This window comes from Streptomyces sp. LS1784, assembly GCF_020103755.1.
Taxonomy (GTDB): Bacteria; Actinomycetota; Actinomycetes; order Streptomycetales; family Streptomycetaceae; genus Kitasatospora.
The window spans coordinates 16,497-29,188 of record NZ_JAHSQD010000002.1 but is presented as its reverse complement, the minus strand read 5'-3'; the positions used below and the strand labels follow the sequence as shown (position 1 = coordinate 29,188).

The 12,692-nt window shown below is 71.5% G+C and carries 18 protein-coding genes; 3 read left to right on the top strand and 15 right to left on the bottom strand.

What is annotated here, in order from left to right; genetic code table 11:
• Positions 1-104 precede the first annotated feature (104 nt).
• Positions 105-1,142, bottom strand: a complete 1,038-nt coding sequence (locus tag KS423_RS00560; protein ID WP_224273381.1) for a DUF932 domain-containing protein — start codon at positions 1,140-1,142, stop codon at positions 105-107.
• Positions 1,143-1,570: 428 nt separating this feature from the next.
• Here KS423_RS00560 and KS423_RS00555 point away from each other — a divergent pair, with 428 nt between their 5' ends.
• Positions 1,571-1,936, top strand: a complete 366-nt coding sequence (locus KS423_RS00555) for a PadR family transcriptional regulator (protein WP_224273373.1) — start codon at positions 1,571-1,573, stop codon at positions 1,934-1,936.
• Positions 1,933-2,964: a hypothetical protein gene (locus KS423_RS00550; protein WP_224273371.1), complete on the top strand. Its 1,032-nt coding sequence runs from the start codon at positions 1,933-1,935 to the stop codon at positions 2,962-2,964. The genes KS423_RS00555 and KS423_RS00550 overlap by 4 nt, the downstream gene beginning before the upstream one ends.
• A 91-nt stretch (positions 2,965-3,055) precedes the next feature.
• Here the strand turns inward: KS423_RS00550 and KS423_RS00545 are convergent, their stop codons facing one another.
• The 13 genes from KS423_RS00545 to KS423_RS00485 all read right to left on the bottom strand — a co-directional run bounded on the left by KS423_RS00545 (position 3,056) and on the right by KS423_RS00485 (position 11,119).
• Positions 3,056-3,415 carry a hypothetical protein gene (locus KS423_RS00545; RefSeq protein WP_224273369.1) on the bottom strand — a complete coding sequence of 120 codons (360 nt, stop codon included), beginning with the start codon at positions 3,413-3,415 and terminating at the stop codon, positions 3,056-3,058.
• A 124-nt stretch (positions 3,416-3,539) separates the two neighbouring features.
• A complete protein-coding gene (locus KS423_RS00540) occupies positions 3,540-3,872 on the bottom strand; it encodes a single-stranded DNA-binding protein (RefSeq protein WP_224273367.1) in 333 nt (110 codons plus the stop codon).
• Positions 3,869-4,420, bottom strand: coding sequence for a hypothetical protein (locus KS423_RS00535; RefSeq protein WP_224273350.1), 552 nt, complete (start codon positions 4,418-4,420; stop codon positions 3,869-3,871). Before KS423_RS00535 ends, KS423_RS00540 begins: the two co-directional genes overlap by 4 nt.
• 14 nt (positions 4,421-4,434) lie before the next feature.
• Complete coding sequence (locus KS423_RS00530; protein ID WP_224273348.1) at positions 4,435-5,019, bottom strand: hypothetical protein; 585 nt, start codon at positions 5,017-5,019, stop codon at positions 4,435-4,437.
• Positions 5,020-5,101: 82 nt separating this feature from the next.
• Positions 5,102-5,386, bottom strand: coding sequence for a hypothetical protein (locus tag KS423_RS00525; RefSeq protein ID WP_224273346.1), 285 nt, complete (start codon positions 5,384-5,386; stop codon positions 5,102-5,104).
• A gap of 99 nt (positions 5,387-5,485) precedes the next feature.
• Positions 5,486-5,929 carry a hypothetical protein gene (locus KS423_RS00520; RefSeq protein WP_224273344.1) on the bottom strand — a complete coding sequence of 148 codons (444 nt, stop codon included), beginning with the start codon at positions 5,927-5,929 and terminating at the stop codon, positions 5,486-5,488.
• Positions 5,926-6,282, bottom strand: a complete 357-nt coding sequence (locus tag KS423_RS00515) for an HU family DNA-binding protein (protein WP_224273342.1) — start codon at positions 6,280-6,282, stop codon at positions 5,926-5,928. Before KS423_RS00515 ends, KS423_RS00520 begins: the two co-directional genes overlap by 4 nt.
• A gap of 86 nt (positions 6,283-6,368) precedes the next feature.
• Positions 6,369-6,593: a hypothetical protein gene (locus tag KS423_RS00510; protein WP_224273341.1), complete on the bottom strand. Its 225-nt coding sequence runs from the start codon at positions 6,591-6,593 to the stop codon at positions 6,369-6,371.
• A 61-nt stretch (positions 6,594-6,654) separates the two neighbouring features.
• Positions 6,655-7,257 (bottom strand): hypothetical protein, encoded by a 603-nt coding sequence (locus KS423_RS00505; protein WP_224273339.1) that lies wholly within the window; start codon positions 7,255-7,257, stop codon positions 6,655-6,657.
• A 152-nt stretch (positions 7,258-7,409) separates the two neighbouring features.
• A complete protein-coding gene (locus KS423_RS00500; RefSeq protein WP_224273337.1) occupies positions 7,410-8,375 on the bottom strand; it encodes a LysM peptidoglycan-binding domain-containing protein in 966 nt (321 codons plus the stop codon).
• Between the two features lie 112 nt (positions 8,376-8,487).
• Positions 8,488-9,030 carry a hypothetical protein gene (locus KS423_RS00495; RefSeq protein WP_224273335.1) on the bottom strand — a complete coding sequence of 181 codons (543 nt, stop codon included), beginning with the start codon at positions 9,028-9,030 and terminating at the stop codon, positions 8,488-8,490.
• Between the two features lie 187 nt (positions 9,031-9,217).
• On the bottom strand, positions 9,218-10,309 hold the full coding sequence (locus KS423_RS00490; protein WP_224273333.1) for a hypothetical protein: 1,092 nt from the start codon (positions 10,307-10,309) through the stop codon (positions 9,218-9,220).
• A gap of 180 nt (positions 10,310-10,489) precedes the next feature.
• Positions 10,490-11,119: a helix-turn-helix domain-containing protein gene (locus tag KS423_RS00485; RefSeq protein ID WP_224273331.1), complete on the bottom strand. Its 630-nt coding sequence runs from the start codon at positions 11,117-11,119 to the stop codon at positions 10,490-10,492.
• A 639-nt stretch (positions 11,120-11,758) separates the two neighbouring features.
• On the opposite strand from KS423_RS00485, the gene KS423_RS00480 reads away from it, so the two are divergent.
• The gene (locus tag KS423_RS00480) at positions 11,759-11,950 is read left to right on the top strand and encodes a hypothetical protein (RefSeq protein ID WP_224273329.1); all 192 of its coding nucleotides are present in this window, start codon (positions 11,759-11,761) and stop codon (positions 11,948-11,950) included.
• 206 nt (positions 11,951-12,156) lie between these two features.
• Here the strand turns inward: KS423_RS00480 and KS423_RS00475 are convergent, their stop codons facing one another.
• Positions 12,157-12,627, bottom strand: a complete 471-nt coding sequence (locus tag KS423_RS00475; protein ID WP_224273327.1) for a hypothetical protein — start codon at positions 12,625-12,627, stop codon at positions 12,157-12,159.
• Positions 12,628-12,692 lie beyond the last annotated feature (65 nt).

The following is a 12,692-nucleotide window of genomic DNA, read 5'->3' as shown; positions in this document are numbered from 1 at the left end:
GGGTCCTCGTTCCAGGGATGGGGCCGCGCCGGCGGGCGGCGCGGCCGGGGTGACATGGAGCGGCTGGCGGTCGGCCGGGGGCCCGCAGGCCCCCGGCCGCCGGGTCACGCCGCGAGGAGCAGGGCCGTCGCCGGGTCCGTGAGCGGGCTCTTCTGGTCGTGCAGCAGGGTGGTCATCGCCAGGTTGGCGCGGTGCTCCTGCTCGGTCAGGGAATCGGGGGTCTTGACGGTTCGGAAGTAGTCCTCGAACTCCACGACGGCCTGGAGGGCGGCCCAGCGGGTGCCCCGGATGTTGTCCTGGGTGTGGGCCTCGGCGAACAGATGGTGCAGCCGGTCCCGGCGCTCCTCGTGGGCGGCGACGATGTGCTTGCGCGCATCCTTGCTCGGGCCCCCCCAGAGCCGGGTGATCAGCTTGTCGAACTCCTGGTTGGTCATCGCCTGCTGGTACAGGGCGGTGGCCTCGGCCTCCAGGGCTGCGGCGTAGTGCTCGGTGAAGCCGAGGGTGCGCCGGGCCTCCTCCAGCCGGTCAAGGGCGTCGATGGTGTGGCGGACCTTCCAGACGCGCTGGGCCTCGTTGACGGCCATGTCGAGGGTGTTGGTGCACACCGCCCGCACCGGGGTCTCGACGGCGACGGCGGCGGAGCGACCGTCGTGGCTGTTGGCGAAGAGCGTGTAGAGGTCGATGCGGTCGGCCGCGCCCTCGGGGTCGAGGGTGATGCTCGGGGACTTGACGGACATGAAGACGACCCGGCCGCCGTCGAGCGCACCGGCGGTCTCGTAGGTGACGTGGCCGCCGCCCACCAACTCGTCCAGGAAGGTGAAGGCGTCGCGGTTCTGGATCGGGGTCCAGGTGTTGCCGACGAGGCCGCCGACCCAGTCACCGGTGTCGGTACGGACGGTGGCGAAGCGGTTGGGGATCTTCTTGCCGAGCTTGCCCTTGTTCATCGGCAGGATCGGCAGCTTCTCGACCTCCCAGTCCAGCTTGGCGAGGTGCAGCACCTCCTTGCTGGTCTTGGCCTCCTCGGTGACGGTGCCGAGGCCGTGCCAGGCGGGCTGGCGGTGGGAGTAGAAGGCTGCCTCGCCGGTGGTGTTGTCGATGGCGCCGAGGTCGGCCCGGCCGGTGATGACGTCGCTGTCGCGCATGGGGTTTCTCCTGTGAGGTCTGCCCGGATTCGCGGTCCGGGCCGGCAACGAAGCTGACTTCCGTCTGCTTTCCTGACCTCAGTCTATTCTTGGGCGGGCGCCCTTGGGCACACCCTTCGAAGCAGGAAATTGGAGTGCACCCCCACCCAGCCGAGCGGGCACGGCACTATGGCGCCACGGCCGCCGGGCCTCGCCTCCACCACTCGGCACGCCCGCAGCGCACCCCGAGAGCCTGAGCGGAAACGAATTGCCGGGACCCTAGGCGCGACGGCCCGGCGCCCGGCGGGAGCCCACGGTAGCGGTCGCCCGCACGAGCGATGCGGGCGTCCGACAGCCGCCGCTGACGCCAGAGACAGGGCCGATGCTCATACTCTTGACGCCCGACTATTCTGAAACTCATACTAGTCGTGATCTTGGGAGGTTGATGCATGGGCGACACCCAGCCCGCATGGCTCCGCGCCGTCCTGCCGCTGTGCCTTCTGGCCACGCTGGAGCGCGGAGAGAGTTACGGATACGCGCTGTCCCAGCAGCTCGAAGAGTCGGGACTCGGCACCGTCAAGGGAGCCGTGCTGTACCCGGCGCTGACACGGCTCGCCGATGACGGCGCGGTCGAGGTCCGGTGGGCCCCCGGAGAGGGCGGGCCCGGCCGGAAGTACTACCGGCTGACCGACACGGGGCGGGAGCGGCTGGCGCGGGAGCGCCGGGCGTGGCAGGAGTTCCGCACGGCAGTCGACACGACGGCGACGATCCCGGCAGCGGCCCCTGCCACACCCCACGAACAGGAGAACCCATGACGAAGACCACGGCCGGGACCCGGACGGGCAACAGCGGCCGCACTGCCTGGACCGACAAGCTGGAACGAGAGCTCACCCTCGTCCACCGCGTGCCGCGCGACCTCGTGAACCGTGTGCTGGGGGAGGTTGCCGAGGCGGTGACCGAGACGGGGGAGTCGGCGGAGGAACTCTTCGGCCCCGCCAAGGAGTACGCCACCGCGGTGGCCACCGAGCGGGTCGACCCCAGGCACCGCAGCACACGCGACCTCGAAGGAAGAGCACCATTCACGCATTTCCAGCAGGGCATGGTGGCAGGAAGCATCGCCATCCTGATCATGGCCGCGGTATGGACCTTCGGCTACAAGGGGCACTCCGGCGCCTTGGTTCTCCTCGCGTCCTTTTCCGCCACCGTGTTCGTGGCCGCCACCTTCGCGGTCCTCCCCGCCCTGCGCGCGGCCGGACGGACTCGAACGGCCTGGCTCTTTGGCAGCGGTGCCGGCGTCATCGCCGCGGCCAGCATCGGTTCGGCGTTACTCCCCGCAGTCCGGGAAGCGCACTCCTTCCCGTTCCCGCCTTCCGCGGCATTCGGGTTCGCGCTGCTCCTCGCGACCCTGGGGCTGGCCATACCCGAGCGGATCGTGAGCCGGTGGTTCTCCCCGAGCGAGGGCCGACGGCTCGACGACGAACAATGGCTGCGCCGACTGGGCGAGTTGCTGTACGGGCGGCACGGCTTTCCCAGGCACACAGCCCAGCAGCACGTGACCGAAGCACGGGAGCACCTGGCAGCCACCGGGCGCGCCGCGCAGCAGGAACTCGGCCAGGTGGAGATCTACGCCATGAACCTGACCGACGGCCCAGTGCGCGAACGCAACCGGATCCGCCGCCGGTTCCTGGGCGCCCTTTCCTTTACGGCCGTCATGGCCGTGCTGCTCACCGTCAAACTGACGGACTCGGACAGCGGCGGTGCGCCGCCCTGGGTCCCCGCAGCGGCGCTCGTCTACAACGGCGCCCTGGCTGCCACCTGTCTCCGGAAGATGAGGGCCCGGTGAACGCCGGCACCAGCGTCGGGCCGGCCAATCCCCACCCTCGATCGGTCGGCCGGGACCTTCTCGCCGAGCTTCGCGAGCAGTTGGTCGGCGACTAGCTGCCCGCGCGGCGGTTGCGCGGTTCCAGTCCGGCTTGCTTGGCGTACCGGGTGACGAGGGCGGCGGCCAGCCCGGAGGCGTCGGAGATGCGGTAGACCGGGACGGACCGATCGGGGTAGACGTCCAGGACTCTCTTAAGGCGCATCTCGCGCATCTTGGTCGCGGTGTCGTCGATCACCGCGAGCGGGTCACGCAACTGCTCAAGGAGGTCCATCGGCTCCAGGCCGGCTTCCTCGACGGCCGCCAGCGCGGCCTGGAGTTCCTGGGCGGCGGCGGCAAGTCGCTCGCCGGGGCTCACCGCGGTTCGGCGCATCTTGCTGCGCTTCGGCGTCGCGGCCGGCTCCTTGCCGCTCATCGGTACTCTCCTTCGTGCTGCGGTCCGGCCGGGCCGGGGGTCGTCTATGTCTACCAGGGGCTGCGGGGGCTGGCGAACAGCGTGGCGTGCCCGCGCTCTGCGGGGCAGGGCGCGGGCACGGGTTCTACAGCAGGGTGCCGATCGCCTCGACGGTCACTTCGACCAGCAGCCGGGGGCTTTCGCCGGGCGGCTGGTGCACGCGTTGGGTGAGGCGCCCGATCACGATGACCCGGTCGTTCGCCCGCAACGTCTCGGCGATCCTGTGCGCGAGGTCCCGCAGGGCGACGCAGCGCACGGTCAGCTGTCTGTCCTGCGGGTCGCGCGGCTGGCCTGGCTCGGCGAGCCGCGGGCGCTGTAGCAGGGTGAACTTCACCCGTGGGGGCGCGCCGGGCGCCTCGTAGAGCTCCGGGTCCTGCAACAGGCTGCCGATCAGGGTGGTGTGGTTCGGGAGGTTCACCAGCCACCGCCCCGGTGTGCGGTGTCCAGCTCGCGGGGATCGGTGGCGGCGGCGGCGTCCAGGCAGCGGGCGATGCGCTGGAAGTGGCGGGCCGTCTCCATGGGGTGGGCGTCGCGACGCGGCCACCGGGGCAGGTCCCGTATGGCCAGGGCGAGGCGGTGGGCTTCCTGACGCAGGCTGCCGACCCAGTCAGGCACGGCAGTGGGCAGCGCGCCGAGGCGGTGGCACATGCGCCCGAGGACCAGGTGGTCGGTGTCCCCGCGCCATGACCACAGTTCGGGGCTGGGGGTGTCCTTGAGGAACCACCCGAGCTCGCAGGCGAGCCGGTCGCGGTTGCGCACGTCCGGGTCGCGGCGGTCGAGGTGGCCGTCGTACCACGGCAGGTGGGCGAGGCCGGGTCCGACCGTCTGGGTGGGGTCGAGGCTGGCGTGCCCGATCGAGGCGTTGATGGCGTAGTAGGAGGCGCCGTCCTCGCGCAGGAGGGCGATGCTCACCGGGGTGACGGCCTGGCCGTCGTCCTGGTAGGTGGTGGCGGTGAAGACGCGCATGGGGTCCTCTCAGTTCAGTGGCTTGCGGCCGGGTGGCCGGCGCGCGGCGCAGCGGGCAGGGCAAGTTCGATCTGCTGCATGTGCCGTTCCAGGCCGTCGGCGCAGCGCTCGTAGGCGTCGGTGATGGCGTGGTTGCGGTCGGCGGCGAGGTCGTCCAGGCAGGCGCGGATGCGCCAGGTGAGGACGTCGTGCGGGGAGCTGTAGCGGGAGCGCTTGGCGGTGCGTTCGTCTCGGCGCACGCGCGCGGACAGGATGATCCAGCGGCCGGTGAAGGCGTAGTAGTGGACCCACACGGTCCAGTAGCTGATGCCGGACTCGGCGTAGGCGAAGCGGACTTCACCGACGCCGGGCACCCATGTCCAGTCACCGTCCCGGGCGGGGCGGTGGAGCGGGTCGCCGTCGGGGGCGAGGATCGTGATGCTGTCCGGGTGGACGTGCCGGAGGCCGCTGCCGTCAGGGGCGAGGAGGGCGATGCAGTCCTCGACGCCGCCGAAGGGCGCCTCGATGTGGCCGGCGCAGCCCTCGTTGGTGGTGACGGTGAAGATGCGGCCGTGCAGTTCGGTCTTGCTGCCGTGGTAGATGGCCCTGGTCGGCTCCACGGTGTGCTCCTGCTCTGGTGACGGGGTGGGCGGTCGGCGCGGGCCCGGCGGCAGGGTGGTCGCTGCCGCCGGGCCCTTCGGGTTAGCCGTGCTGCGGGGCGAAGGGGTCGAGCAGCTGCCCGTTCTCGTCCGTCGGCGGGGTCCAGTCCATGAGGTCGGCCGGGTGCACGTGGCTCAGCACCAGTTCGTCACCGTCGAGCAGGTCGTACAGGTGCTGCTGCGCGCCGGTCTCGTCGGTGTACGTGTCGCAGGTGCTCGTACCGCGCCGGGTGGTGAGCATCCGGTGGTGCAGGGACTCCACCCGCCCGAGGTACTCCACGGTCGTGCCGTCCGCCAGGGGCGGGTGGGTTCCGTTGCTGAAGGCCATCGTCGGTCTCTCCTAGGTCGGGCCGGGGGTTCGCGGTCCCCGGCTGGCGGTATCAGCCTCCCGCACAAACAGACTCAGGTCAATAAAGAAGACCTATGTCTATTCGACTGGGGTTGCGTGCTCCTCGGCTGCGGCCAGATGCGGCCCCAGGGCCCGGTCCACCAGGCCGTGAACCGTGCGCAGCGCCTCGTTCCAGCCCCTCGCCCACTCGCCACCGCCCCCCTGCTGCCCGAGTTCGGCAACGGAGGCGAGCGCGCCGAGCATGGCCGACACCGGCAGCAGGACGACGCGGGTCGCGCCGCCGTGCCCGTGGATCGGCTCGATGTCCCGGGCGCGGTCCCAGGCGACGGTGGAACCCCGCTCGCCACGCCAGCGGGTGACCCCGGTGGAGCCGGCGGCGGCCGAGAAGATCGCGCCTTCCGCCACCACGCCCGTGCCGGAGACGCCGGTCACGTCGACGTCGCGGCGCAGCACGTACGGGGTGGGGGGCTCGGGCTCGAACTGGGCGACGAAGTCCGCGAGTCGGGCCGCGAGGCGGTTCACGCCGCGCCTCCCCTCGAGGTGTGGGTGCCCTTGGGGTCCTTGCGGGTCACGCTGCCCTCCTGCGGCATCTCGCGGCGGCCGTCGGCGAAGTCGCGGAAGCGCTCGTGGGCGCGGAAGCGCGGGACTCGACTCGCCGGCACGACGACCCTGCCGCCGGTCTGGGGGTTGCGGGCGCTCCGGCTCGCGACCTCGACGGCCTGGAAGGTGCCGAAGCCGGTGACGGACACGCGCTCGCCGTCGACGACGGCGCGCACGATGGCGTCGAGGACGGCCTCGACGGCGCGGGCGGCGGGCTGCCGGCCTCCGAGCGCGGGGGCGACGCGGTCGATGAGGACGCGCTTGTTGACGGTCATGGGTCTGGCTCCTGGGTTCGGTGTTGGACCCCGGGCCGGGGACGGTGCGTGGTCACGTCGCCCGGCCCGGGGGGTCTACGGGGTGCCTACGCGGATCGGGGCGCGGGCATCAGGGTCGGGCCCGGGGAGGGCTGCGGCGAGCCCGTGGCGGGCTTGGCCGGGGCGGGGCAGGTCGGGTCGGCGGGCTGGGAGGTGGTGACGGCCGGGGCCGGGGCGGGGCCGTCGGCGTTGCGGGCCACGGCGGCGCCGCTGATGCTTCCGAGCACCAGTCCGGCGAGGAGGGAGCCGACGAGCAGGGCGGTGCCGCGCATGGGCAGTGTCCTTTCGGGCGGGGGCTGACCGGCCCCGCCGGGGGCGGGGCCGGTCGGGGGGTCAGTGACTGGAGGTCGGGCGTCCGGGGGTGACCGGCGCGCTGGTCGGGGTCGGGTTCGGTCCGGGGGTCGGGCTGACCTCACCGGTCGGGGACGGGGACGGGTTCGGGACGCAGGCGCTCGGGCCGCCGGTCGGGGACGGGGCTCCGACCGACGGGGCGGTCTGCACGTGGGTGACCGTGACGGTCACGGTCGGGACGGGGGCCGGGGTGCCCTGCTCGCCGGGCTGCGACGGCAGGACCGGGACCGGGCTCAGCTCGGAGGCCACCGGCACGGGCAGCGCGGCCGGGGTGACCCCCGGGGCTGGGGTCAGGGCCGGCAGCGCGGGGGCCGGGGTCGGCAGCGCGGGGGCGGTCGGGGCCTCGGTGCCCAGCTGCACCGGGGATGCCGTCAGGCTCGGCACGGCCGGGGTCTGGGCGGGCTGGGCACCGGGGACCGGGGTGGCCGCCGGGCGGCTCATCACCAGCGTGCCGGTGATGAACCCGGCCCCGGCCAGGCCGACGGCCGCCAGGGTCCGCAGGTCCAGGCGCAGGGTCACCGCCCGGCGGGGGCGGCGGGCTCCGTCCTCGGCAGGGGCCTCGGCGGGGGTGGTCTCGTTCGTCATCGGGCTATCTCCTTCGTCGGGCCGGGGGTTCGCGGTCCCCGGCTGGCAGGACCAGCCTCGCATAAAACAGACCTGAGTCAAATAAGAAGACCTCAGTAACTTTAAGTTCGAGGCGGGCACTCAACGCGCCCGCCCCGCAACCGAGTTGACCCCTACCGACCCCGCAGCCCGTGAGCCGCCTGGAAGGCGTACAGCCACGTCAACGGCCCGGTCAGCCCATCCGCCGGCCCGAGGTCGCCCACGTAGTACTCCTGGAGCGCCTGCACCTTGCGCAGGTCCAGCTGCTCCATGTCCTCGCTCGGCCCGACCCGGTAGGGCGGACCCCAGTCGCCCGCCTGGAGCCAGGTCTGCAACTGCTTCGCGTAGGGGCTGTGCGCGCCCAGTACGAAGTGCTCGCGTCCCGGGAACGGCGGGGCCGGGATCTGGAGCTGCTGGCCGACCTGTATCAGGTCCGGGTTGGCGATGCCGTTGAGCGCCGCCACCTGCGCCACACCGGTCTCGAACCGCCCGGCGATCGCGCTGAGGGTGTCGCCGGACTGCACGGTGTAGACGCCAGCGCCGTCGCCCGACGGCTGAGGGTCGGGCGTCCCGCCGCCACCACCGCCGCCGGGCCGGGGGGCGCCTCGCTGCACCCAGTCGTACAGCTCGTCGCCGGGGCACGACGTCGCGTAGCCGTCCCTGTGGCCGCGGACTTCGCCGCCGGCGCCGCCCTGCGCCTGGCAGTACTCGATCGCGTCGACCAGGCCGTCGAGCATCGCGTCGGTCGGCGAGGTGATGCCCTCGGTACCGACCATCGCGCACACCGCGTAGTGGACGGAGTTGAGCGCGGAGTTGCCGTTCGCGCCGTTCTTCCGGTTCAGGCCTCGCCCCTCGAACACGTACCCGTGGGGGCACACCACGAACGAGTAGGCGATGTCGAGCCAGCCCTCGCTCCGGTTGTTGAGGTGGGAGCGCTGGATGTCGCGCACGTGGCCGGCGCACCGGCCGTGGTCGCCCCGCAGGCCACCGGGGACCGCCGAGCCCTCGTAGTGGATCTTGACACCGCGGGTGGAGCTGATGCGGGTATAGGAGCCGGTGGGCGCCGCTGCGCCCCACTCGGAGCGGGAGACGAGCTTCATCGGCTCGCCTCCCGCCCTCGGTCGGCCCGATTGATGGTCGGCACGGTTTCCTCCCAGTCGGGTGGTTGGTGTGCCGGGACGCTAGGCCGGACCGGTCGTTAAGGTCGCGCCGTCAGACGGCGGCCGTTTCATTCAACACACCGTCCTGGTAGACGAATCGACGCTCGCGTATCCGGTCACGCACTACAAACAGCGGGACCAGGCCGCCGCCCTCGGCGGGCGCGGCGCCGACGAGGTAGCCGGACGCGATGACCAGCACCCATTCCTCGGGCTTCTCCTCGGTGAACCCGACCGGTATGGAGGCGTCGTCCGCGACGCGCCGCGCGCTGGCGCGGCGGGCGTGCGGCCGAGCGATGTGCGGGCACAACGTGAGCGCCGCCTGCGCGCAGGCCTCGTGCATCGGCGGGTCCGAGTAGTGGCCCGCCTCCGCCGACATCGGGCCGCCGAGGAACGCGGCTGGCCCCGCCAGCGGCTCGTCGCACAGCGAACACTGCTTCGCGAGGGCCAGCCGCAGGGCAGCCGTGCCGTTGAGGGTCACGAAGTCGACAACGCCACCGTCGTGCATGCTGACGACGGGAATCGGCAGGCCTCGCTTCTCGTCACGCGGCCGGGCCGCCAGAGCGGGCGGCAGGTCGGACAGGTCAAGGTCGATCATCTCGTCCTCCGGGGAGGCCCCGTTCGCGGCGGGGCTCGGCAACATGGAGTCCACCAGCGCCAGCCCCAGCCGGCCCGGGGCCTCTCGGGCGCCCGGGCCCGGTGCCTTCCCGGCGAAGTAGGGTGCGGGGCCCGGCGTTGGCGGACCCCTCCACCCTCCCCGCCCCGCCCGGAGGCGGACAACAGCCTTACCTCACAGGCCGGATGATGCCTTCGGGGGCCTGCCCGTCCTCATCGAGCAGGTCCTCCGACACCCAGTACGGCTCTATCAACCGCGAGTCGGAGAGCTTCTTCCCCGGCCCGTACCAGACGGTCTTGAGGTGTCCGCTCCGAAGGTGGGTGTACTGCCTCCAGCCTCCTGCTGCGCCGCTGCCGCCGGTGCTCCGGGCGGCGCTGCGCCGCGCTTCCTGGGCGCGCACTCGAGCGGCCTTCAGGCGTGGGCCGAGCCGCCAGCCGAGGCGCAGGAAGGTGTCCGGCTTGTTCCATCGCCACTGCTTGCCGGGTTTGGCGGCCTTGCCTCGCGGCGCCGGCGGGGCGGCGATGTCCGCCTTCGAGGAACACAGGTAGACAGCGACTTGCAGGGCCCTCGTCACGATCGCGCGTTGGGCGTCGGTCGGCTCCTCCCGACCGCTCTTACGGGCGATCCTCAGCGCGAGGTCCTCGACGGTGAACTCGTCGCCCATTCTGGCCGGGATCGACAGGTGACAGAACTCCAGCACCGGTGTCGTCCCGCCGGGCGGAGGCGGCAGCGGGGTGCCGTCCTCGGCGATCGGCTCGCAGATCACGACGACGACGATCTCGTCCATCCGGTGGTCGCTGGTCAGGCACAGCAGCTTGTCCGGGGTGCGCCGCCCGCTGAAGAGCATCACCAGCAGCCGCCCCTTGCCGCCGTCCCCCGCGACGAGCTCGACCGTAGGCGGCTCGGCGAACGCGACCATCAGGTTGGGATGGCGGGCCAGGTTGCGGAACAGTTGCCCCGGCAGCTTGCCGGTCCGGTACGTCGCCAGCTCCGAGGCCATGTCGGGGTGCATCGCGGCGACGTTCTTTCCCTTCGCCCACAGCCGCCACAGCGCGGCCAGGGTGGTCATCTGCCGCACCTCGGACACACTCAGCACCCCAGGCGGGAGGTAGCTGACCAGGGCCCCTCCGTTGATCGCGTGGTCCGGAAGGTCGCCGAGGCCAACGCTCTGAAGCACGCGGTTGGCGGACGTCAGCTCGGCGACGACCCGCTCCGCCACCATGGCCGTGGCCCGGCCCAGTTCAACGTCTTTGTTCGCCATGCGGACTCTCCCCTGTCCCCCTTTGGGCCCCTTTGACCCGGCTGCGCCCACACTCGCCAGGGGACGGCAATCAGGACAACAGCCTTATATGACAAGGGAGTTGGGATGAATGTCCTACCCGGACACCCGAGCCGATCGCACCCGGAACAGGCCCGCCCCGGGGGCCGAGAGGCCCTCGCCTCAGCCCTCCGGGCCGTCCACCAGCTCCGCGTCGACCACCGCGGCGTCCTCCTCCAGCTCCGCCGCGAAGTCCTGCCGGATCTTGGCCAGCCGGACCGCCAACCGCTCGACACCGGGCCCCTGGTCCACCGCGGCCGCCGACAGCTCGCCTCCGCCCGCCGGCGCGACCTCGATCCGGGCCTGCGCCGCCCGGCCGAACGTCTCCGGCGCCAGGCACGCGAGGAGGAACTGCGCCGCGCGCCAGTCCGGCTGGGCGAAGTCCCGCTCGACCTGCACGACCCGCTCGCCGGTCTCCGGGTCGCGCACCGTCCGGGTGCGCTCCCGCACCACGTGACCCCCGCTCGCCGCCTTCCGCACGAGCAGCACCAGCTGCGCCTTGCCCTCGCTGCGCGCGCGCGTGAACCTGTCGCGGAACTCGCAGAACACCTGCTCCCCGGACCGGGCCCGCAGCCCGGCCTCCCGCCGTTGTTGCTCTTGTTCCCCGCGTTCCAGCCACCGGTACACGGTGCTCGGGTGGATGCCGGCCATCGGCGCCGCATCGCTGACCGGAACGCCCGCGCGCACGGCATCCAAGAGCCGCTTCTCCACCTCCGGATCGAGGGCGGGACGGCGACCGCGGCGGCTACTCACCGGTCGAACGTATGACGAACCCCAGGTCAACGGCTTCTCGACACATCCGGGAGAGCCTCTCACCCAAAGCAGAAACCAGACATGCCGACAGTTGGCAATTGCATTCCGCCAAGCCTTTCCGCCCGACTCCCCGCACAAAACAAAGAGCCGCCGCAGCCACTTCCCGAGGGAGGTTGATATAAATTACTTGAAAGCAAGTTCGGGGATTGTCGAATCCAATCACGCGAAATCGCCCACTACGCAAATGTCCAGCCATCTAGACAATCCTTTCGCCAGTGGCATTCCGGCAGAATCGGCATAAAGTCATTTCACTGACCGCCCCTCGACTCCATAGGCCGTTCACCTGTCATAACGGGCCCGAGCAACCCTTGCGGGCGCGGGTTACAAGAAGTGTCGGCCGCACCGACAGCTGTGCCAGCCGAGCGCCGCCTCGCGCAACCCTGGACGGCTATCAGCACATTGCGCCGAGAAGCCCGGAGGGGTCCTCAACTGGAACGATTCGTGAAGAGACTTTCGCGATTTGGCGAGACGTCAGCCAAGTCCCTAGTATCGGGGCGCGGTGCGGGCCACCCTGTGACGAGGGTGACCCGCGCGCTCCGCAATGCTGCCCTCATTTAGCAGAAAGGGAACACGTCCATCATGGCACAGTTCAAAGGATCTGCGTCGCCGTCACCCGGCGACCTGCCGGTGACCTGGCGGGACCTCGCGGTCTGCGGCCACGGCGCCCTGACCACCGCGAGCCTGCACAACCAGGTCGGCTGGCCGACGACCACCTCGGCCCTCATCGGACTCACCGGCCCGGTCCTGTGGTCGCTGCTCCGCCGCCGGTAGCCACCCGGGCCCCGCGCGGGCTGGCACGGACAGCAGCCGGCAGACCCCTTACCTACTCACGTGAGTAGCTCTTCAAGGGCGCTGGCCGCCTACCAGACCAGCAGGCAGCCAGCGCCTCACGCGAGGCGCTGAGAAGCAGGCCTCAACGCCGAGCTGGGCACCTAGTAACGTTACTAGGTGCCCAGTTGGCCTGTCGGGCCTTCGAGCTACTCCCAGCCGAGGTTGTAGGTGATCTCGTCGTACGCCGTGCCGGTCGCGCCGCTGAGGACGGCGGACAGGACGACCGCCCGGATCGTGAGCCCGGAGGCCTCGTTGATGAGGTCGCCGAACTGGGGGGTGCCGATCGTGGTCTGTCGGGGGCCGTCGTCAACCTCCCAGACCGTCACCACAAGCGCGTCCGCAGGCAGGTCCGCGAGCCGGTAGTACAGGCGCGACACCGTCATGGCCTGCCCGTCGTCGATACCGACCTGGGGCAGGGCGACCACCGGCACGCGGCGGCCGGACTCGTCGCGCACCGACGCCTTCACCGGCCACCCCAGCGGGACACGGACCGGGCCGCCCTGCCCCGGACAGTCGGCGGCCACCAGCAGGTCGTCGGGCATCACCCCCAGAAACCCGCGAAGGTCGCCGACCCGCAGCGCGGTGGCGGGAAGGTCAGCAGGAACCCTGAGCAGCATCGTCGTCTCCTTGGTGTGGGCGGCCGGGATTCGCGGTCCCGGCCTGGCCCTGCCATCCTCCCGCG

Bases quoted from the DNA above. Each gene is read 5' to 3' on its own strand.
- KS423_RS00495 (WP_224273335.1), bottom strand. From the start codon at position 9,030: ATGATCGACCTTGACCTGTCCGACCTGCCGCCCGCTCTGGCGGCCCGG.
- KS423_RS00560 (WP_224273381.1), bottom strand. From the start codon at position 1,142: ATGCGCGACAGCGACGTCATCACCGGCCGGGCCGACCTCGGCGCCATC.
- KS423_RS00510 (WP_224273341.1), bottom strand. From the start codon at position 6,593: ATGCGCGGCACCGCCCTGCTCGTCGGCTCCCTCCTCGCCGGACTGGTG.
- KS423_RS00500 (WP_224273337.1), bottom strand. From the start codon at position 8,375: ATGAAGCTCGTCTCCCGCTCCGAGTGGGGCGCAGCGGCGCCCACCGGC.
- KS423_RS00490 (WP_224273333.1), bottom strand. From the start codon at position 10,309: ATGGCGAACAAAGACGTTGAACTGGGCCGGGCCACGGCCATGGTGGCG.
- KS423_RS00535 (WP_224273350.1), bottom strand. From the start codon at position 4,420: ATGCGCGTCTTCACCGCCACCACCTACCAGGACGACGGCCAGGCCGTC.
- KS423_RS00505 (WP_224273339.1), bottom strand. From the start codon at position 7,257: ATGACGAACGAGACCACCCCCGCCGAGGCCCCTGCCGAGGACGGAGCC.
- KS423_RS00545 (WP_224273369.1), bottom strand. From the start codon at position 3,415: ATGAGCGGCAAGGAGCCGGCCGCGACGCCGAAGCGCAGCAAGATGCGC.
- KS423_RS00525 (WP_224273346.1), bottom strand. From the start codon at position 5,386: ATGGCCTTCAGCAACGGAACCCACCCGCCCCTGGCGGACGGCACGACC.
- KS423_RS00515 (WP_224273342.1), bottom strand. From the start codon at position 6,282: ATGACCGTCAACAAGCGCGTCCTCATCGACCGCGTCGCCCCCGCGCTC.
- KS423_RS00475 (WP_224273327.1), bottom strand. From the start codon at position 12,627: ATGCTGCTCAGGGTTCCTGCTGACCTTCCCGCCACCGCGCTGCGGGTC.
- KS423_RS00555 (WP_224273373.1), top strand. From the start codon at position 1,571: ATGGGCGACACCCAGCCCGCATGGCTCCGCGCCGTCCTGCCGCTGTGC.
- KS423_RS00480 (WP_224273329.1), top strand. From the start codon at position 11,759: ATGGCACAGTTCAAAGGATCTGCGTCGCCGTCACCCGGCGACCTGCCG.
- KS423_RS00550 (WP_224273371.1), top strand. From the start codon at position 1,933: ATGACGAAGACCACGGCCGGGACCCGGACGGGCAACAGCGGCCGCACT.